Consider the following 19,735-nt stretch of genomic DNA (forward strand, 5'->3'; position numbering starts at 1 on the left):
CGGCCGATAACCGTGCGGCGCGCCTGCGGGTTCCGCGGCGCGCTCGCCTTTTCCGCGGCCCTGCCGCTTTCCGGCTGCACGGGCGACCTCTCCGCGCTCGACCCGGCCGGACCCTTCGCCGCCGCCGTCGCCGACCTCTGGTGGCTGATGCTGGCGGGTGCGGCGGCGATCTTCCTGCTCGTCCTCGGGCTTTTCCTCCTTCTCCTGTTCCGGCCCGGATCGGGGCGGCGCGTCTCGCCCGCCGGCTGGATCTGGATCGGCGGCGTCGCCTTTCCGCTCGCCACGCTGGTCGCACTCGTCGGCCACGGGCTGATGCGCGGCGAGTACATCCTCGGCCTTGCGGCCGGCGGCGATCCCGTCGAAGTCGAGGCGCGCGGCAGCATGTGGCACTGGGACTTCCGCTATTCGGGCGGCGCGCGGGCGAGCCGCGGCGTGCTTCATATCCCGGTCGGAAGGACGGTCGTGGTGACGGCGACGAGCGGAGACGTGATCCACAGCTTCTGGGCGCCGAGGCTCGGCGGCAAGATCGACGCGATCCCCGGCCACGCCGCCACGGTGCGCATCCTCGCCGACCGTCCCGGCGTCTACGGCGGCGTCTGCTCGGAATATTGCGGCGCGGGTCACGAGGGCATGGTCTTCGAGGTCCACGCCCATCCGCCGGAGGCGTTCGAGGCGGTCCTCGCCGGCCTTCCGGACGAAGGGGAGGCCGCGCGATGACACGGCGATCCCCCAGCTCGGCGCTCCGCCTCCACCGGGAGCTCACGGCCATCTGGGCCACGCCACCCGGATGGGGCCGCCTCAAGGCGGTCAACCACACGACCATCGGCAAGCGCTTCATGCTGACGGCGCTCGTCTTCTTCGCCATCGGCGGCGTGCTGGCGATGCTGATCCGCACGCAGCTCGCGACCACGCAAAGCGCCTTCCTCGACGCCGCCGCCTATGCGCAGGTCTTCACCATGCACGGCGTGGTGATGATGTTCCTCTTCGCCATCCCCTTCTTCGAGGGCCTGGCGATGTATCTGCTGCCGAAGATGCTCGGCAGCCGCGACCTCGCCTTCCCCCGCATGTCCGCCTATGGCTACTGGTGCTATCTCTTCGGCGGGACCTTCCTCGTCGGCGCGCTCCTCGCCGGCGTCGCACCGGCCGGCGGCTGGTTCATGTACACGCCGCTCTCCTCGGCGACCCATGCGCCGGGCATCAACGCCGACGTCTGGCTGCTCGGCATCACCTTCGTCGAGATCTCGGCGCTGTCCGCCGCGGTGGAGGTCCTCGTCAGCATCCTGAAGCTGCGTGCGCCCGGCATGTCGCTGACGCGCATGCCCGTCTTCGCCTGGTACATGCTGATCGTGGCCGGCATGATGCTGATCGGCTTCCCCCCGCTCATCCTCGGCTCCATCCTGCTGGAGGCCGAGCGCGCCTTCGGCCTGCCCTTCTTCGATCCCGTCCGCGGCGGCGATCCGCTGCTCTGGCAGCATCTCTTCTGGCTGTTCGGCCATCCGGAGGTCTACATCATCTTCCTCCCGGCCGCGGGCGTGCTCTCGACCGTCATCCCGACGCTCGCCCGCCGCCCGCTCGAAGGCTACGAGATCGTCGTGGCGGCGGTCATCGCCGTCGCCTTCCTCTCCTTCGGCCTCTGGGTGCATCACATGTACACGGTCGGCATCCCGCACGTCGCCCTGTCCTTCTTCTCGGCGGCGAGCGGGCTGGTCGCGGTGCCGACCGGCGTGCAGGTCTTCGCGTGGCTCGCGACGCTCGCCCACGGCAGGCCGCGCTTCTCCGTGCCCATGCTGCACGTCTTCGGCTTCCTGTTCGTCTTCGTGCTGGGCGGGCTGACCGGCGTGATGCTCGCCATGGTGCCCTTCGACTGGCAGGCGCACGACACCCATTTCGTCGTCGCCCATCTCCACTACGTGCTGGTGGGCGGGTTCGTCTTCCCCATGCTCGCCGCGGCCTATTACTGGCTTCCCCACATCTTCGGCCGCCAGCCCGTGCAGCACCTCTCCCATGCCGCCTTCTGGACGATCTTCATCGGCTTCAACCTGACCTTCTTCGCCATGCACCTGACCGGGCTCCGCGGCATGCCCCGGCGGATCTCCACCTATCCGCCGGAGGCCGGCTGGGAGACGCTCAACCTCGTCTCCTCGATGGGCGGCTTCGTCATGACCACGGGCTTCGCCCTCGTCGCGCTGGACCTGCTGCTGCTCGCGGTCTTCGGCAAGCCCTTCCGGCGCAACCCGTGGCGGGCCGGAACGCTGGAATGGGCGATGCCGACCCCGCCGCCCGCCTATGCCTTCGCCTCGCTTCCGGAGGTCCCGGCCCGCGCCGACCGGCTCGACCCGGACCGGCTCGGCCCGGCGCTCGCGGCGGGGAAGGGCTATCTCGGCGCCACGCGCCACGGCTGGATGGAGGTGCTCGGCGTCGACATGGTGAGCGGAAGGCCGGAGCAGCTCGTCGTCCTGCCGAGAAGGACCAGCCTTCCCCTGTGGACGGCGCTTGCGACCGGGAGCGTCTTCGCTCTCCTGCTCTTCAAGCTCTATTGGCTCGCCCTGCCCGCGCTCCTCGTCGTGACCGCCCTCTTTCTCCTCTGGACGCGCGATTGCGGCCTGAGGACCGATCTTGCCGACCTGCCCGTCGGGCACGGCCCGGACCTGCCGCATCACTACCAGAGCGAACGGCCGCCGTCCTACTGGGCGATGATCTTCACCCTCGCCGCCGACGCGACCCTCTACGCGTCGCTCCTGTTCGGGGCGCTCTTCCTGTGGCTGTCCGCCCCCGGCTGGCCGCCCGGCCTCGCCATCCCCCTCGGCGCCTTCACCGCCGCCGCGGTCGCCGCCGCGCTCGCCGTCGCGGCCGTGTCCGTCCGCAGCGCCGACGGCGGGACGGCGGGACGCCTGTGCGTCGCCGCGCTCGCCTACGCCGCAGCGCTGGTCGTCCTCGTCGCCTTCCTCGCGGACATTCGCGGCGCGGCGGTGCGACACGCCGCCGTGGCCAGCGTCTTCGCCGTCACGAGCTACGCCGTCCTTCACGTCGCGGTCGGTCTCGTCCTGTCGCTGTTCTGCGTCTGGCGCGTCGGAAGCGGACATGTCTCCGCCCGCCGGGATCTCGACCTGCGCCTCGCGCGGCTCTGGCACATGTTCACGCTGGTCACCGGCCTTGCCGCGACGGCCTTCCCGTTCGTCCTGAACGTTCTGACCGGCGGAGCGGGCCCATGAACGCGAACCCCTTCTTCGGCCTCTTCGCGGTCTGGATCGGCTGGGCCGGCGGCTTTCTCCTGCTCTACGGACTTCAGGCGACCGGTTGCCGGGCGGGCTGGGACGGCGACATGATAGGCCCGATCTCCGTCCTCCGCCTGCTGCTGGTCGCGGCGACCGCGGGCGTCGTCCTCGTGCTCCTCGCGCTCTGGCGGAAGGCGGGGCGGGAGGGGCCGGCGTCGTCGCTGGCGCGGATCGCCGGCCTGGCGAACGGCGCGGCGATCCTCGCCACGCTGTGCTTCGCCGGCGTCCTGTGGCTGCGCATGTGCACATGATGAAAACAGCGAGAGGTGAAATGTCAGGAGCGGAAAGACAACGCCGGATCTATCGCCGGTGGGCCCCGATCTACGATCCCATCTATTCGAGGATCCTGCAGCGGGCGCACCGGCGCCTGGCGGAGGTGGCGGGCCGGCACGGCGGCGACGTGCTCGAGATCGGCGTGGGGACGGGGCTCGGCCTGCCCTACTATCCGCCCGCGTGCCGGATCACCGGGATCGACGTCTCGCACGACATGCTCGCGCGGGCGAAGGCGCGGGCCGCGCGCGAACCCCTGCCGAACGTCGTCGGCCTCCGGGTCATGGACGCGCACCGACTCGATTTCCCGGCGGATGCGTTCGACGTCGTCACCCTCCCCTTCGTCCTGACGCTCGTCGAGACGCCCGAGGCGGTCCTGCGCGAATGCATGCGGGTCGTCCGGCCGGAAGGCCTCGTCCTGGTCGCCAGCCGCATCAGCCGCGGCGGCCCGCTGCAGGGCGGGGTCGAGAGAGCCCTGGAGCCGCTCGCGCGCCGCTGCGGCCTGAGCACGGCGTTCCATCTCTCCCGCATCGAGCGCTGGTGTGCGGCGGAGGGGCTCGCCCGCCTCGACGCGGTCGAGACCCTCGATCCCGTCGGCTTCTTCAAGCTCGTGGCCTTGCGGCGCGCGCCGCCGCGGCGTGCGCAGGCAGAGCCTTCGCGCGATCCCCGGGGATGATGCCGGGTTCACGCCGCCTGCCGGCGCAGCGCCGTCAGGAAATCCTGCACCGGCGCGCGCAGGGGCTCGTTGCGGCGGTGGAAGGCGATGATGGAGACGTCGGGCATGTCGGCGATGGGGCGGGAGACCAGGCCCTGCATGGCATAGTCGCGCGAGGTCATCGCATCGACGATGCCGACGCCGCCGCAGGCGCGCACCATGCTGCAGACATTGGCGCAGAACGGCACCACGCAGACGGGATCGTAGCTCAGCCCCTTCGCCGCGAAGGCCGCGCGGATGGTGCCGCCCATCGGCGACCAGTCGGCATTGTAGCAGACCAGCGGGACCGCCGCGACGGCGGCGCAGGTCAGCGTCTCCGACTGCGCCAGCGGATGGTCGGTCCTCAGGACCGCGACGAGCTGCGTCTGCCCCACCTTGTAGGCCTGGAACTCGGCCTTCGGCGGCAGCGCCATCTGCAGGCCGATGTCCGCCTCCCCCTTGCGCAGGTCGTCCTCCGGCGAATGGACGCGCAGCACGATGCGCTTCTTCCAGTTGCGGTATCCGGCGCGCACGAGGATCGGGCCGATGAAGCTCTCGACGAGGGCGGGCGTCGCCGAGACCGCGACCGGCCGGGAGGCGAGGTTGCGCAGCGTCGGCAGCTTGGAGCGGACGAGCGCATGGGTGTTGAAGATCGTCAGCGACAGCGCGAAGAGCTCGTTCGCCTCGTGGGTCGGCTCCAGCCGGTTTCCCGTCCGATGGAAGAGCGAGAAGCCGAGCTGCCTTTCCAGCCGCTTCAGCCGGCCGCTGACGCTGGGCTGGGAGATCCCCAGCAGCCGCGCGGTCTCCGTGGTGGTCCCCACGCGCATCAGCGTGCCGAACAGTTCGAGCTCCCGGAGGTCCATTATCATCCTTGTGATAGTAGCTAGCGTATTTATTATTATTCCGGGGCATGCCCCTTGTCTAATGTGAAATCGTCACCAATACGGCCGCGCGATCCCGCGGCGGCGGTTCGAGACGGGTTTTCACGAAAGGTTACAGGAGGGCCTCTTCATGCTTCGCCGACTCAATTTGAAATGTCTGCTTCTGGCTTCGGCGTTTTCGCTCGCAGCCGCGGCCGCGCATGCGCAGACGCTGCGCGTGGCGATGGGCTACGATCCGGTGAGCCTCGATCCGATCGCCACCAGCGACAACGGCTCGATCTGGACGCAGCTCCTGATCTTCGACACGCTCATCCGCCCGGACAAGACCGGCGAGGGGCTGGAGCCGGGGCTCGCCGAGAGCTGGACCGTCTCCGACGACGGGCTGACGCTGAACTTCAAGCTGCGCGACGCGAAATTCTCCGACGGAACGCCGGTCACCGCCGAGGACGTCAGGTTCTCGATCGAGCGGGCGGCCTCGGAAGCCTCGGGCTGGGGCCGCTTCTACCGGCCGATCACCAGCTTCGAGATCGTCGGCGAGCGCGAGATCACCATGAAGCTCGCCGAGCCCTTCACGCCGGCCTTCAACAATCTCGCGCTCTTCGCCGCCGCGATCCTGCCGAAGGCGCAGGTGGAGGCCAAGGGCGACGCCTTCTTCGACGCGCCGGTCGGCTCCGGCCCGTTCGTGCTGAAGTCCCGCGTCCGCGGCTCGCGCGTGGAGCTTGCGAAGAACCCGCACTACTGGCAGGAGGGCAAGCCCTTCGTGGACGAGGCGGTGCTGGAGGTCGTCACCGAGCCGTCGGCCCGCGTCATCAAGCTGGAGGCCGGCGAGGTGGACGTGGCGCTCGACCCGCCGCTCAACCAGCTCAAGGAGCTGGACTCCAAGGACGGCATCAGCGTCGGCCAGACCATTCCCTACCGCGCCGATTTCGTGCAGCTCAACACCACCCGCAAGCCCTTCGACGACGAGCGCGTGCGCCAGGCGCTGAACTATGCGGTGGACAAGAACGCGCTGGTGCAGGGCGTTCTCTACGGCGCGGGTAAGCCCGCCGCGTCCGCCATGCCGGTCATGGCCTATGCCGATCCGGACCTCCAGCCCTATGCCTACGATCCGGCGAAGGCCAAGCAGCTGCTGGCCGATGCCGGCTACGGCGACGGCTTCGAGGCGCAGCTCGTGGTCGATTCCGGCGCGGCGACCAGCCGCAATGCCGCGATCGCCCTGCAGGCGATGCTGCAGCAGGTCGGCGTGAAGCTGAAGGTGCAGATGCTGGAGGGCGGCACCCAGTGGGAAACCACCAAGGCCGGCAACTACGACATGTCGGTCTCCTACACCACCTCCGACACCATCGACCCGGACCAGATCATCGGCTTCGTGGCGGTCAACCCGGAGCGGGCGAACGCCTATCACACGCAGTGGAAGAGCGACCGCCTCAACGAGCTCTATGCCGAGGAGCGCAAGACCGTGAACGGCGAGGCGCGCGGCGCCATGTTCAAGGAGATGATCCAGATCCTGCATGACGGCGCGCCCTACATCTTCCTCTACCATCCGGCCTCCGCCTGGGCGGTGCAGGACAAGGTGAAGGGCTTCGAGATCCTGCCGACGTCGAACTTCCGCCTCGAGGACGTCAAGCTCGAGAACTGATGCCGCCGCCTCCGCCCTCCGGGCGGAGGCCCCTCCGGCCGTAGGCCGGCCGCCGGTGACCGCTGATGATACTTGCCATTCTCAAACGACTGCTGATGCTGGTGCCGGTGCTGATCGGGATCACCGTGATCAGCTTCCTGCTCCTGCAGATCATGCCGGGCGATCCCGCCTCCCGTGCCATGGGCACCCGCGCCAGCGCCGAGGAGCTGCAGGCCATGCGGGAGCTCTGGGGCCTCGACAAGCCCATCTGGGTCCAGTACCTCTATTTCCTGCGCGACTGTCTGACCGGCAGCTTCGGCGTCTCGATCTTCCACAAGAAGCCGATCATCGACCTGGTGGCCGAGCGACTGCCGTTCACGCTCGCCATCGTCGGCTACTCGACGGTCATCGCGCTCGTCATCGCCCTGCCCTTCGCGATCCTCGCCGCGGCCAATCGCGGGCGCATGCTCGACAATCTCATCCGCCAGATCTTCGTGGTCGTCATCGCCATGCCGCCCTTCTGGCTCTGTTACGTGCTGATCATCTGGCTGGCGCTGCGCATGGGCTGGTTCTCGACCGGCGGCATCGGCGACGGCTTCGTCGCCAATCTCGGCCGCCTGTTCCTGCCGTCGCTCGTCGTCGGCCTGTCCACGGCCGCCCTCGTCCAGCAGAGCCTGCGGGCGGCGCTGATCGACACGATGAAGGCCGACTACATCGACACCGCCCGCGCCAAGGGCCTGCGCGGCCACGAGGTCTTCCTGCGCCACGTGCTGCCCAACAGCCTGATCTCGACGATCTCGATCATCGGCGTGCGGGTGAGCTGGATCATCGGCGGGACGGTGGTGGTGGAGAAGATCTTCTCCGTGCCCGGCCTCGGCAGCCTGCTGATCGACGCCATCGTGTCGCGCGACCTGCCGGTCATCCGCGGGCTGACCGTGTTCTTCGCCATCATGGTCGTGATCGTCAACCTGATCACGGACATCTGCTACGCGCTCGCCGATCCGCGCGTCCGGCTGGAGTGAACGATGGGCATTCTCCGCAAACTGCTGCGCACTCCCGCCGGCGCCGTCGGCCTGCTCATGCTGGCCGTCACGCTCGCCGCGACGATCCTGACGCCGGTGCTGTCGCCCTACGATCCCTTCGCGCTGGATTTCGGCGGCGCCATGCAGCCGCCGTCGGCCGCGCACTGGTTCGGCACAGACAATTTCGGCCGCGACATCTTCACCCGCGTTCTCGCGGGCGCGGTGTTCGACCTGCGGCTGGCGCTGATCTGCGTCTTCGGGCCGATGATCATGGGCGTCATGATCGGCCTCGTCGCCGGCTTCTTCGGCGGCATCGTCGACGCGGCGCTGATGCGCCTCACCGACATCGTCTGGGCCTTTCCCTTCTACGTGTTGATCCTTGCGATCGTCGGCGTCCTCGGGGCGAGCGAGACCAACCTCTACATCGCCTTCTTCATCGTCAACTGGATCGGCTACGCGCGCATCGTGCGCGGCGAGACGCTGCTGGTGTCGCGGCTGGAATTCATCGAGGCGACGCGCGTGCTGCGCTTCGGCAGGCTCCGGGTGATGCTGCGCCACATCCTGCCGAACGTCGTGACGCCGGCGCTCGTCTATTCCATGTCGGACGTGGTGCTGACGGTGCAGGCGGTGGCGGCCATGTCCTTCTTCGGCCTCGGCGTGCAGCCGCCCGCGCCGGAATGGGGCCTCTTGATCGTCGAGAGCATCGACTACATGCGCGAGGCTCCCTGGATGACCATTTTCCCCGGCCTCGCCATCGTCTGGATCGGCATCGCCTTCTCGCTTCTCGGCGAGGGGCTTGCGACGGCGCTGAAGCCGAAAGGATGACGCCATGAGCCTCCTGTCCATCCGCGACCTGGTGACCGAGTTCGAAAGCCCGTCCGGCACGGCAAGGGCTGTGGACGGCGTCAGCTTCGACGTCGCCCCCGGCGAGATCTTCGGCATCGTCGGGGAATCCGGCTGCGGCAAATCCGCGACCTGCCGCTCCATCCTGCGCCTGTTCGGCGGCGCCCCCGCCAGGATCGCCGGCGGCCGGATCCTGCTCGACGGCGCCGGCGATCTCGCCGCCATGCGCGAGCGCGAGCTGGCGCAGGTGCGCGGCCGCGACGTCGCCTTCATCTTCCAGGATCCGCTGACCGCGCTCAACCCGACCATGCGGATCGGCAGGCAGATCGGCGAGGTGATCCGCCGCCACCGCGACGTTACCCGTGCCGAGGCGCGCGACGCCGCCCTGCAGCTCCTGCGCGACGTGCACGTCACCTCGCCGGAACGCAGGCTGGACGCCTATCCGCACGAGCTGTCCGGCGGTCTGCGCCAGCGCGTCGTCATCGCCATGGCGCTGGCGCTGCGTCCGCGCCTCATCATCGCCGACGAGCCGACCACCGCGCTCGACGTCACGGTGCAGGACCAGATCCTGCGCCTCCTGAAGGAGCGCTGCGACAGCCTCGGCACCTCGATCATCCTGATCACCCACGATCTCGGCGTGGTCTCGCAGATCTGCGACCGCATGGCGGTCATGTATGCGGGCCGCGTGGTGGAGACCGGCGCGGTGCGCGAGGTGCTGGACGCCCCGTCGCATCCCTATACCCGCGCCCTGCTGGCGGCCCTGCCGGGACAGGTCGGCCGCGACAGCGAGCTGGTGCCGATCGGCGGCGCGCCGCCGAGCCTGATCGATCCGCCGCCGGGCTGTCGCTTCGCGCCGCGCTGCGTCTTCGCGCAGCCGCAATGCAGGATCGGCGCCCCGCCGGCGCTGCGCGCCCGCGCCGGGGCCGGCGAAGGCCATCTCGACGCCTGCATCCTGAACGAGGTCTGCCATGCCGCTGCTTGATTTCCAGAAGGTCGAGCGCCGCTTTCCGGTGAAGCGCAGCTTCGCCGATCTGCTGGCCCGGCGCGAGCGGGTCCATCTGCATGCCGTGCGCGGCGTCGACCTGTCGGTGCAGCCGGGCGAGATCCTCGGCATCGTCGGCGAATCCGGCTGCGGCAAGAGCACGCTGGCGCGCATCGGCGTCGGGCTCCAGCCGAGCGACGGCGGCCGGGTGCTCTTCGACGGCAGGCCGCTCGCCGGCCCGGACCGCGCGGGTCGCCTGCAGATGGTGTTCCCGGACCCCTATTCCTCGCTCAACCCGCGCCTGACCATCGGCGTGCAGCTGGAGGAGGTGGTCGCGCACTACCGCCCCCGCATGGCGCGGGCCGAACGGCGGGCCGAGGTCCTGCGCGTGCTGGCCGAGGTCAGCCTGGTTCCCGAGACGGCGCTGAAATATCCGCATGCGCTCTCCGGCGGCCAGCGCCAGCGCGTCTCCATCGCCCGCGCGCTCTGCGCCGATCCGCAGGTGCTGGTGGCCGACGAGCCGGTCTCGGCGCTCGACGCCTCGGTGCAGGCGCAGATCATCAACCTGCTGAAGAGCCTCAACCGCGAGAAGGGGCTGACCATCGTCTTCATCTCGCACGACATGAACGTCGTGCGCTATCTCTGCGACCGGGTGGCGGTGATGTATCTCGGCGAGATCGTCGAGCTGCAGGAGAGCGCCGCCCTCTTCGCCGCGCCGCGCCATCCCTACACGCAGGCGCTGATCGCCGCCGTGCCGGACGTGCGCCGGCCCCAGTCGCTGCGCGAGCCGGTCACCGGCGAGATACCCGATCCCTTCTCCGTGCTGCCCGGCTGCCGCTTCGCCCCGCGCTGTCGGCTCGCGGAGGACGCCTGCCGGACGCCGCAGCCGATGCAGACGCTCGACGGCGGCGGCCTCGTCCGCTGCTGGAAATCCGTGCGCACCGGCGCGTGACCCATACCCCACAGAGAGATTTTCCGATGTTCTACCAATCCGATGCCGACTGGACCGGCCGCTGCGAAGACCTTCCCGCCCTTTTTCTCGACCGGTTCGGCGCACACGGCCTGACGCCCGACAATTTCGGCTTCGTCGCCCTGCGCGAGAACGGCCGCGGGCGGACGCCGGACGGCTTCGGCTATCGCGGCGACTGGCGGTGCTACCCCTGCAGCCTGGTCAAGGTCTTCCATCTCGTCCACGTGCTGAGCGCGATCGATGCCGGCCGCATCGAGGACCACGCGGAACTGTCGCGCGCCATGCGCGACATGATCCTCTGGTCGTCCAACACCGGCACCAACTACGTGATCGACATCCTCACCGGCACGACCGGCAACACGCTGCTCGACGGCGCCGCCTTCGAGGCCTGGCGCGGGAAGCGCGAGAGGCTGAACGGTTTCTTCCGCGAACTCGGATGGCCGGAATTTGCCACCTGCAACATCACCCAGAAGCTGATGGACGACATCCGCTACGGCCGCGAGGCGCAATATGCCGGCCGCTCCGGCGAGAACCTCAACGCGCTGACGCCGGTCGCCGCCGCGCGGCTCTTCCACGAGATCTTCGCCGGCGACGTCCCGCTGACCGAGGCGTCGCGCAAAAGGGCGCAGGACATCCTGCTGCGCGACCGCGCCAGCGCGGAGGCGGCGCAGCCGCACTTCCAGGTGGCCGGCTTCCTCGGCGGCGGCGTTCCCGCCGCGGCGCGCATCTGGAGCAAGGCCGGCAAGAACTCCTGGACCGGCGATCCGCGCGCGTCCTATTACAAGCACGACCTGATCCGCATCGCCGCGCCGGGCAAGGCGCCCGTCATCGTCTGCCTGATGACGCAGGGCAAGGGGATCTGCGAGGACTGCCCCGACGCCATGGCGGACATGGGCCGGATTTTCTATGAAACGCTGCTGGGCTGAGAGCCAGCGGCCGCGAAACACGTTGGAACGGATGCGATGCAAGAGAAGCGGATTGTCTACCTGAACGGCGAATACCTCCCCGAGGACCAGGCGAAGGTCTCGGTCTTCGATCGCGGCTTCGTCTTCGCCGACGCGGTCTACGAGGTCACCTCCGTCGTCGACGGCAGGCTCCTGGATTTCGACGGGCATGTCGCGCGGCTGGAGCGCTCGCTCGGCGAGCTCGACATCCGCAGGCCGCTGACGCGCGACGCGCTCCTGGCCGTCCACCGGGAGCTGGTGTCGCGCAACGGCCTGACGGAAGGGCTCGTCTATCTGCAGGTCTCGCGCGGGAACGCGGGCGACCGCGACTTCCTGTTCCCGCCGGACGAGGTCGAGCCGACGGTCGTCCTCTTCACCCAGGCGGTGCCGAACCTGGTGGATTCGCCGAAGGCGCGGACCGGCATCAAGGTGATCTCCGTCCCGGACCTCCGCTGGGGCCGCCGCGACATCAAGACGGTGCAGCTGCTCTATCCTTCCATGGCGAAGATGATGGCGAAGGCCGCCGGCGCCGACGACGGCTGGTTCGTCGAGGACGGCTTCGTCACCGAGGGCACGGCCAACAACGCCTATATCGTCAAGGACGGCCGGATCGTCACCCGCGCGCTCTCCAACGCCATCCTGCACGGCATCACCCGCGCCGCACTGCTGCACTATGCGCGGGAAGCGCGGATGGAGGTGATCGAGCGCTCCTTCACGATCGAGGAGGCGCAGGCGGCGGACGAGGCCTTCGTCACCGGCGCCTCGACCTTCGTCATGCCGGTGGTGGAGATCGACGGCGCGCGGATCGGCGGCGGCCAGCCCGGCCCGGTCGCCCGCCGCCTGCGCGAGCTCTACATCGACAAGGCGCGCGAAGCGGGCGTTTGAGCGGGGGGAACCCGCCGCAGGCCGGCGGACGACCATCAGGATACGCTCGCCCGGGCCGTCAGGTTCGCGCCGGGCGGCTTCGGCTGCTATCAGCCGTCGACGGGATCGGCGCGCTCGCCTTCGCCCGGCTGGCTACGATGGCGGCGCCCGTCGTCCTCGTCCGCCAGGCGGCCTGGACCTCCCCGCCGGCAACGGTTCCGCCGGGCTCGCGGTGGAACCGTCCTATGCCCGCGGCGTCAGGTGGATGCCGGCCAGCGTGCAGCGGACCGAGCCGCCCGCGCGCTCCACGGTCGGGATGTCGAGCGGGACGATCGCCGCGGTCTCCTCGATCGCCGCCCGCTGGTCCGCGTCGAGCGCGGCAAGCGCCGTCACCGACAGCGCGAGCACCCGACCCTGCCTGCCCTGCAGTTCCAGCGCATTGCCGGCGAAGCTTTCGATCTGCCGGTTCGTCAGCCGGACGATGCTGCGGCCCGACCGTTCCAGCCGGGCGATCACCTCGTCGCGCCGGCGCGGATCGGTCATCATGTCGGCGCCGATCATGGCGAAGCCGGTCGCGATGCACATCAGGACGTTCGTGTGGTAGATCGGCACGCCGTTGCCGTCGCAGGCGTCGAACACCATCGGCTCGAAGTTGAAATGCGTGCAGAAGCGCTCGAGCGCGATCGGATCGGTGCGGTCGGAGCGCACCGCATAGGCGACGCGGTCGATATGGTCGAGCACCATGGCGCCGGTGCCTTCCAGGAACAGGCCGTCGGGCTCCAGTCCCGAATAGTCGATCACGTCCTGCACGCGGTAGCGCGCCTTCAGCATCTCGACCACGTCGCTCCGCCGCTCCCGCCGGCGGCTTTCCGCCTTCATCGGATAGAGGGCGACATGGCCGCCCGCATGCGTGGAGAACCAGTTGTTCGGGAAGACGGAGTCCGGGGTCTGCGTGCCCTCGTCATCGAAGAGATGCACCGTTACGCCGTGGTCCTCGAGCGTCCGCGCCGCCCGGGTGATCTCGTCGTAGGCGGCCGCGGCCAGGTCCTCGCCGGTCGCCGCGAGCACCTGGAAGCGGTTGTCGGCGGCGGTCTCCGTGTTGACGGTGAAATGATGGGGCCGGACCATGACGACGGCGGACGGGGCCTGGACCGAGTAGGGAGCCTGCTTCATCCCGCCTGCCTCATCGTGCCCGTTGCAGCATGCCGAAGAGATCGCGGGGATCGTCGGGATCGGCGATGACGTCGAGCTCCTGGTAGAAGCGCGTGCCCTCCAGCCTGTCGCGCACGTAGCGGAGCGCGGAGAAGTCCTCGATGGCGAAGCCGACGCTGTCGAACAGCGTGATCCGGCCTGCGTCCCGGCGGCCCTCGGCCTCGCCCGAGACGACCTTCCAGAGCTCCGTGACGGGGTAGTCCGCATCCATCTGCTGGATCTCGCCCTCGATCCGGGTCTGCGGCGGATATTCGACGAAGGTGTCGGCGCGCAGCAGAATGTCGCGGTGCAGCTCGGTCTTGCCCGGGCAGTCGCCGCCGATCGCGTTGATATGGATGCCGGCACCCACCATGTTGTCCGTCAGGATCGTCGCATATTGCTTGTCGGCGGTGCAGGTGGTGATGATCTGCGCGCCTTCGATGGCGGCCTGCGAGGAGGGGCAGGCGGTCACCGTCAGCCCGAGGCCGGACAGGTTGCGGGCGACTTTCTCGGTGGCCAGCGGATCGATGTCGTAGAGGCGGACATGGTCCGTGCCGACGACGCCCTTCATGGCGAGCGCCTGGAACTCCGCCTGCGCGCCGTTGCCGATGATCGCCATGGTGCGGGCGCCCTTCGGCGCCAGGTGACGGGCGGCCATGGCCGAGGTCGCCGCCGTGCGCAGCGCCGTCAGCAGCGTCATTTCGGTCAGGAGCACGGGATAGCCGGTGGAGACCTCCGCGAGCAGGCCGAGGGCGGTGACGGTCTGCAGGCCCTGCCCCGAGTTCTTCGGATGACCGTTCACATATTTGAAGCTGTAGATCTCGCCGTCCGAGGTGGGCATCAGCTCGATCACGCCCTCGCGGGAGTGCGAGGCCACGCGCGGCGTCTTGTCGAACAGCTCCCAGCGCCTGAAGTCGGCCTCGATGACGTCGGCCAATTCGACCAGCATGGTCTCGATGCCGATGTGATGGACGAGCCGCATCATGTTCTCGACGCTGACGAAGGGAACGAGGGCTTTCTCCGACGGGAGCGGTGCGGGCATGGCTGCCTCCTTTGCGAACTGACTGCCGGAAGGCTAGCGACCGGTAATGTTGACCGAAAGGACAGTCTTGTGACATTTTCGGCAGAATGTTGGACAATATGCCCAGCCCTAATGTGAATTCGGACAGATGCAGACGATCGCGAAATATATCCCGGACGAACTCGACCGCCGGATCATCGCGCACCTTCGCGCCGACGGCCGCGCCTCGCTCGCCAAGCTGGCCGATGCGCTCGGCGTGGCGCGCGGGACGGTCCAGAGTCGCCTGGACCGCCTCATGGAGACAGGTACTCTGCTCGGCTTCACGGTACGCGTACGCGACGATTACGACGCGCAGAGCGTCCATGCCGTGATGATGATAGAAGTATCGGGAAAGTCGACCACGCAGGTCATCCGCAAGCTGCGGGGCTTTCCCGAGATACAGGCCTTGCATACGACGAACGGAAACTGGGATCTCGTCGCCAATATCCGGGCAACCAGCCTTTCGGACTTCGACCGGGTGCTTCGCGAGGTGAGGCTGGTCGACGGCGTTGCAAACAGCGAGACGAGCCTGCTGTTGAGCAGCGTCTGATCGGTTCACGCACGCCGACGCGCCATTGGGCCTCGCCATGTGAGGCGATGCCGGCGGTTCACGCGTGCGAAGAGGGATGCGGAATGCTTCCGCGCGGGCTGTGGGCTCGCACAGCGCCCCGCCGCGCAAGGCTGCCGCGGCGATCTTCAGGATCGCGTTCGGCACGGACGAAGCTCATCCTGCCCGGCCTCAGGCCCTGCCGCTGCAAAAACAGGGCCTGGTTTCCGGATCGGGCATCGCCGCCGCCGGCCCCCGCCACATATCAGTGATGGCTGAGGATCTGCGACAGGAACTGCTTCGTCCTTGCGTTCCGGGGAGACGTGAAAAACGTCTCCGGCGGCGCTCGTTCCACGATCTCACCCTTGTCCATGAAGACGATCTCGTCGGCGACCGATCGCGCAAAACCCATCTCGTGGGTCACGCAGATCATGGTCATGCCGGTCCTGGCGAGCGAAACCATCGTGTCCAGGACCTCGGCGACCATCTCCGGATCGAGCGCGGACGTGGGTTCGTCGAACAGCATGATCTCGGGACGCATGCAGAGGGCGCGGGCGATGGCGACCCGCTGCTGCTGGCCGCCCGACAGCTGCCCCGGATATTTCGCAGCCTGCTCCGCGATGTTCACGCGTGCCAGCAATTCCTCCGCGCGCTTGCCGGCGGACGCGCGATCCTCGCCCATCGCATAGACGGGAGCGGCGATGACGTTTTCCAGCACCGTCATGTGCGGGAACAGATTGAAGTTCTGGAAGACCATTCCGACTTTGCGCCGGACCTGCTCGATTCCGCGCATCTTCGAGTGCAGCTCGATGCCGTCGACCAGGATCCTCCCCTCCTGATGGGCTTCCAGGCGGTTGAGGCAGCGGATCAGCGTCGACTTGCCGGAGCCCGAGGGACCGCAGACGACGATCTTGCGCCCGCGCTCGACCTGGAGGGAGATGTCGCTCAGCACCTTGTGGGTGCCATACCACTTGCAAACCGATTGCAGCTCGACGATCGGCGGCCGTCCGTCCTGCTCAGCCATCAACGGGTTTCCTTTCGAAAATAGCGCTCGAGGCGGGACTGGGCGATTTCGAGGACGATGGTCAGAACCCAGTATATGACGGCCGCCGTGATCAGCATCTCCATGTGCTGGAACGTCTGGTTCCCGAGGGTGCGCGAGAGATACATCAGGTCCCATACCCCGATGATCGACACCAGCGAGGAGTCCTTGAGCATGGCGATGAACTGGTTGCCGATCGGCGGCGTGACGATCGGGACGGCCTGCGGCAGGATGATCCGGCGAAGGATGGTGGCGGGCTTGAAGCCCAGGGCGCGGGATGCCTCCCACTGGCCGCGCGGTATGGACTGGATGCCGGCACGGAAGATCTCGGTCATGTAGGCGCCGTAGCACAGGGACAGGGCCGCGATGCCGGCGGGCACGGCATCGACGTTGTAGCCCAGCTGGGGCAGCCCGACATAGATGAGATAAACCTGCATCAGAAGCGGAAGGCCGCGAAAGACGGAGGTGTAGAAGCTGGCGATCCCGTAGGCCACGCCGGACCGGGACAGTTTGGCGATGGCGCCAGCCAGTGCCAGGAGGGTGGCGATGACGATCGAAACCGCCGAAACGTAGAGCGTCGTCGTCACGCCCTGGAAGAGCAGGAAGCCGAGCTTGCTCACGATGAACGCGAAGGAGAGATCGAACAGATAGAAGAATGCGAAGAAGAGGACGGTAAGCTCGGCCCAAATGATGCCGACTTGAGCGTTCCGCGGCAGCGATGCGATCGCGAAGATGTTTGCGACGACGATCAACGCGACGAGCACCGCACAGACGGCCCGCAGCACGGCCGGAGGCAGTTCCAAGCCGAGCTCGCTTGCGAATCGGGGTGTCACATCGAGATAGAAGGCGGCGAGCGCGATCAGCACCAGCAGCGAAGCCAGGAACCATCCGTTCCTGGTTAGTTTCATGCCGTCGACCGTATCGGCGTACATAGCAAGTTCCTCCGCGAAGAGAGGCCCGGCAACGGCCAGGCCTCATGACGCCGAATTCGGTTATTTCGGAGCGGCCTTCGAATAGTCGACGCCGAACCATTTCATGGAGATCCTGGTCAGCGTGCCGTCTTCATGCATCGCCTCGATGGCTGCAGCAATCTGGTCGTTGAACTCCTTGTCGCCCTTTTCGATGGCAATCGCGAGCGGCTCGTAGAAGACGGGATCGCCGACGACGCGGAACGGATAACCCTTCTTGATCGCCTCGTTAAGCGTGGGCAGCGCGTTGATCACCGCATCGAGGCGCTTTCCCGGGCCGAGGCGAAGGTCGTCGAGCAGAGCGCTCGTCGCGTTCAGCGTGTTGATCGTGCCGGGCGTCACCTGATATTCGAACGCGGGCGCGCCAATGGCGTCGAGGACGAGGTCGTGGCGGACATACTTCTCGTAAACCGTCGCACTTGGCGCGCCGACGACCTTTCCGTTGATGTCGGCCAGCGTCTTGATGTCCGAATCGTTGTGAACGACGAACGCGGCAGGCGAGTAGTAGTAGATGGCGGGAAAGTCGAAGACCTTGGCGCGCTCCTGGGTCGGGGTCATCGATCCGATGGAAATATCCCAGCGCCGGTTCCAGTGACCGGCGGCGATCATGGTCCATTCCGGCGTCGTGATCTCAAGCTCGACGCCGAGGCGCTTGGCAAGCTCCTTGCCGACGTCGACGTCGAACCCGTCCATCTCGTTCTCCTGATTGATGAACGAGAGCGGCGGATAGTTCGAGTCGGTCGCCATGGTCAGCTTCTTGGCGCTTGCGACGCGATCGGCGACGTCCCCTGCGAACGCATTGCCTGCGAGCGCGATACCAGCGGCCAGGAGTGTTGCGACACCGAGGCGGTTCAGAAAAGATTTCATCCTTAATTCCCCATTATCTGGTTGAGCATTCATCCAGCTCCGCGGAGCTGGACAACGAGCCTCACGGAGCCACGTCTCGCGCGAGGACGCCTGTCAGGCAGCCGACACTTCCGGCGGCCTTCGAGAGTTCGTCTGTCACGACCGGGACACACTCGATCTGGTGTTCTTCGAGGAAGTCCTGATACTTCGCGAGTCCTGCGACCATCAGGATTTTTCGCGGGCCGAGCGTGACGAAATTCATGGCACGGTAGCTGGCCGAATCGTCTTCATAAGGCGGGAAGATCACGTTGTAACCACGGTCCTGAAGCGCTCGGACCGTCGCGAGAGGCGTGCGGCGCGGCCAGCAGACCGCGAGGTTCCTGTCCAGGGTCCTGAGCATCCCCATGAAGTGCATCGTGCCGAACGGCATATCGACGGGGATGGTCTCGCAGCCGATCTCCGCCAGGACGGTCGTGATCTGATCGATGGCTTCCTGATTGGTCCGATGTCCCCGGCCGATCATGGCGGTGTGCTCGTCAAGCCACATGAGATCGGCGCCCTCGAAGGTCGCCGTCCCGGTAAGGGTCTTCAGGATCGGAACGCCGAGATCGGCCAGGCGTCGCGCCATCATGCGCTCTTCCCCGGCACGGACCTGGCCCGCGGGTCTTGCGATGATCGCTCCCTGCGGCGTCATGACGAACAGGTCCGCGCAGAACATCTGGTTCGGCGTGGCCCGGCCCTCGGGGCGGACATGGTGGACATCGATGCCGGCGGAGCGGTAGGCCTCGCACATCGCGGCGTGCTCCTCGCGGGCCTTCCCGCCGTCGAGCGGTTCGAGCATCAGGCTCTTTTCGAGATCGAGGTCGTCGTCGAGCTCGGGCCCCGGAGAATGGACGATGACGGCTCTGAGCGTTCTCCACTCGGAATCGATGCGATAGGAGGCCCACAGTTTGCCCAGCTCCTGGGCGTGTGACATCTGCCGCGGGACCCACCCGGCGCCGCCGTATGCGGCGGTTCCAAAGGAGCTTTTCGTGTGGGCCTCGGTCGTCATCTCCGTCACCTTTCGTTTTCATGCGGGGAAGCGCGCGTCTTCCGCCTTAGGTGTCCGAGAGTGCCCGGTTTTTGCGGTTGTACCCAGTTTGATATGTGACTAATGTCCCGGCCGTTCTGTCCGAAGTGGAGCGCCGAATTGGTCGAACTGGATACCATCGATCGCCAGATGATCGCCCTTTTGCGCCACAATGCGCGGGAGCCCATCGCGACGCTCGCGCAGAAGCTGGACATCTCGCGCACGACGGCGCGCGCGCGCTTGAAGCGCCTCTTGGACGGCGGCGTCATAGAGGGGTTCACGATCAAGGGCGACGTCAACCGGGCGAATCTCGTGAAGGCCATCATGCTGGTGAAGATCGAAGGGACGAAGTCGGAGTCGGTGGTCAGGGAGCTGAACCGCATCCCGGAGGTCGTCGACCTTTATTCCACGAGCGGGCAATGGGATTCGATAGCCATGCTGGAAACGGACTCGCTGCAGAATTTCGACGCGCTGCTTCGCCGGATAGCCGGGCTTACCGGGGTGAAAGTGACCGAGACCAGCCTGATGCTGACGTCGAGGCGCACCATCCGATAGGCCCCCGGCGAATGGCTGACTGTCTCCGCCGATCCGGGGACCGTCCGGCCCATCCGGAACCGGTGTTTGACGAGCGCGCGAGAATAGTGGTCTG

20 protein-coding genes are annotated in these 19,735 nt (G+C 67.5%); 13 read left to right on the top strand and 7 right to left on the bottom strand.

Annotated elements, in window-relative coordinates:
• The first annotated feature begins 12 nt into the window (after positions 1–12).
• From coxB to NNZ72_RS04840, 4 genes are read left to right on the top strand one after another with little or no spacing between them, the layout of a single operon-like run.
• Complete coding sequence (gene coxB / locus NNZ72_RS04825) at positions 13–717, top strand: cytochrome c oxidase subunit II (protein WP_257313448.1); 705 nt, start codon at positions 13–15, stop codon at positions 715–717.
• On the top strand, positions 714–3,212 hold the full coding sequence (ctaD, locus tag NNZ72_RS04830) for a cytochrome c oxidase subunit I (RefSeq protein ID WP_257313452.1): 2,499 nt from the start codon (positions 714–716) through the stop codon (positions 3,210–3,212). The genes coxB and ctaD overlap by 4 nt, the downstream gene beginning before the upstream one ends.
• Complete coding sequence (locus tag NNZ72_RS04835; protein WP_257313454.1) at positions 3,209–3,526, top strand: hypothetical protein; 318 nt, start codon at positions 3,209–3,211, stop codon at positions 3,524–3,526. The genes ctaD and NNZ72_RS04835 overlap by 4 nt, the downstream gene beginning before the upstream one ends.
• Positions 3,527–3,546: 20 nt before the next feature.
• The gene (locus NNZ72_RS04840) at positions 3,547–4,221 is read left to right on the top strand and encodes a class I SAM-dependent methyltransferase (RefSeq protein ID WP_257313457.1); all 675 of its coding nucleotides are present in this window, start codon (positions 3,547–3,549) and stop codon (positions 4,219–4,221) included.
• 8 nt (positions 4,222–4,229) lie between these two features.
• Here the strand turns inward: NNZ72_RS04840 and NNZ72_RS04845 are convergent, their stop codons facing one another.
• Complete coding sequence (locus NNZ72_RS04845) at positions 4,230–5,102, bottom strand: LysR family transcriptional regulator (RefSeq protein WP_257313459.1); 873 nt, start codon at positions 5,100–5,102, stop codon at positions 4,230–4,232.
• Positions 5,103–5,250: 148 nt separating this feature from the next.
• Between NNZ72_RS04845 and NNZ72_RS04850 the strand changes: the two genes are divergently transcribed.
• The 7 genes from NNZ72_RS04850 to NNZ72_RS04880 all read left to right on the top strand — a co-directional run bounded on the left by NNZ72_RS04850 (position 5,251) and on the right by NNZ72_RS04880 (position 12,384).
• Complete coding sequence (locus tag NNZ72_RS04850) at positions 5,251–6,759, top strand: ABC transporter substrate-binding protein (RefSeq protein WP_257313462.1); 1,509 nt, start codon at positions 5,251–5,253, stop codon at positions 6,757–6,759.
• 65 nt (positions 6,760–6,824) lie between these two features.
• A complete protein-coding gene (locus NNZ72_RS04855) occupies positions 6,825–7,760 on the top strand; it encodes an ABC transporter permease (RefSeq protein ID WP_257313465.1) in 936 nt (311 codons plus the stop codon).
• 3 nt (positions 7,761–7,763) lie between these two features.
• Positions 7,764–8,585 (top strand): ABC transporter permease, encoded by an 822-nt coding sequence (locus tag NNZ72_RS04860; protein ID WP_257313468.1) that lies wholly within the window; start codon positions 7,764–7,766, stop codon positions 8,583–8,585.
• Between the two features lie 4 nt (positions 8,586–8,589).
• Positions 8,590–9,585, top strand: a complete 996-nt coding sequence (locus tag NNZ72_RS04865) for an ABC transporter ATP-binding protein (RefSeq protein ID WP_257313471.1) — start codon at positions 8,590–8,592, stop codon at positions 9,583–9,585.
• Positions 9,572–10,537 carry an ABC transporter ATP-binding protein gene (locus NNZ72_RS04870; protein ID WP_257313474.1) on the top strand — a complete coding sequence of 322 codons (966 nt, stop codon included), beginning with the start codon at positions 9,572–9,574 and terminating at the stop codon, positions 10,535–10,537. The genes NNZ72_RS04865 and NNZ72_RS04870 overlap by 14 nt, the downstream gene beginning before the upstream one ends.
• A 26-nt stretch (positions 10,538–10,563) precedes the next feature.
• Positions 10,564–11,481 (top strand): serine hydrolase, encoded by a 918-nt coding sequence (locus tag NNZ72_RS04875; RefSeq protein ID WP_257313477.1) that lies wholly within the window; start codon positions 10,564–10,566, stop codon positions 11,479–11,481.
• Between the two features lie 36 nt (positions 11,482–11,517).
• Positions 11,518–12,384 carry a D-amino-acid transaminase gene (locus NNZ72_RS04880; protein WP_257313481.1) on the top strand — a complete coding sequence of 289 codons (867 nt, stop codon included), beginning with the start codon at positions 11,518–11,520 and terminating at the stop codon, positions 12,382–12,384.
• Between the two features lie 222 nt (positions 12,385–12,606).
• Here the strand turns inward: NNZ72_RS04880 and ctlX are convergent, their stop codons facing one another.
• Positions 12,607–13,536, bottom strand: coding sequence for a citrulline utilization hydrolase CtlX (ctlX, locus tag NNZ72_RS04885; RefSeq protein WP_257313483.1), 930 nt, complete (start codon positions 13,534–13,536; stop codon positions 12,607–12,609).
• Between the two features lie 10 nt (positions 13,537–13,546).
• Positions 13,547–14,596 carry an ornithine cyclodeaminase gene (gene ocd, locus NNZ72_RS04890; RefSeq protein WP_257313486.1) on the bottom strand — a complete coding sequence of 350 codons (1,050 nt, stop codon included), beginning with the start codon at positions 14,594–14,596 and terminating at the stop codon, positions 13,547–13,549.
• Between the two features lie 127 nt (positions 14,597–14,723).
• On the opposite strand from ocd, the gene NNZ72_RS04895 reads away from it, so the two are divergent.
• On the top strand, positions 14,724–15,164 hold the full coding sequence (locus NNZ72_RS04895) for an Lrp/AsnC family transcriptional regulator (RefSeq protein ID WP_257313487.1): 441 nt from the start codon (positions 14,724–14,726) through the stop codon (positions 15,162–15,164).
• A gap of 262 nt (positions 15,165–15,426) precedes the next feature.
• On the opposite strand, the gene NNZ72_RS04900 is transcribed toward NNZ72_RS04895, so the two are convergent.
• Genes NNZ72_RS04900 through NNZ72_RS04915 form a run of 4 tightly spaced genes read right to left on the bottom strand, consistent with a single transcriptional unit; the run spans position 15,427 to position 19,068 of the window.
• Entirely contained in the window at positions 15,427–16,185 is a 759-nt protein-coding gene (locus NNZ72_RS04900) for an amino acid ABC transporter ATP-binding protein (protein ID WP_306766186.1), read from the bottom strand.
• The gene (locus NNZ72_RS04905; RefSeq protein ID WP_257313490.1) at positions 16,185–17,135 is read right to left on the bottom strand and encodes an amino acid ABC transporter permease; all 951 of its coding nucleotides are present in this window, start codon (positions 17,133–17,135) and stop codon (positions 16,185–16,187) included. Before NNZ72_RS04905 ends, NNZ72_RS04900 begins: the two co-directional genes overlap by 1 nt.
• Before the next feature lie 60 nt (positions 17,136–17,195).
• The gene (locus NNZ72_RS04910; protein ID WP_257313493.1) at positions 17,196–18,071 is read right to left on the bottom strand and encodes a transporter substrate-binding domain-containing protein; all 876 of its coding nucleotides are present in this window, start codon (positions 18,069–18,071) and stop codon (positions 17,196–17,198) included.
• Positions 18,072–18,099: 28 nt separating this feature from the next.
• The gene (locus tag NNZ72_RS04915; protein WP_257313496.1) at positions 18,100–19,068 is read right to left on the bottom strand and encodes a dimethylarginine dimethylaminohydrolase family protein; all 969 of its coding nucleotides are present in this window, start codon (positions 19,066–19,068) and stop codon (positions 18,100–18,102) included.
• 138 nt (positions 19,069–19,206) lie between these two features.
• Between NNZ72_RS04915 and NNZ72_RS04920 the strand changes: the two genes are divergently transcribed.
• The gene (locus NNZ72_RS04920; RefSeq protein ID WP_257313498.1) at positions 19,207–19,641 is read left to right on the top strand and encodes an Lrp/AsnC family transcriptional regulator; all 435 of its coding nucleotides are present in this window, start codon (positions 19,207–19,209) and stop codon (positions 19,639–19,641) included.
• Positions 19,642–19,735: the final 94 nt, after the last annotated feature.

This window comes from Shinella pollutisoli (assembly GCF_024609765.1).
Lineage (GTDB): Bacteria > Pseudomonadota > Alphaproteobacteria > Rhizobiales > Rhizobiaceae > Shinella > Shinella pollutisoli.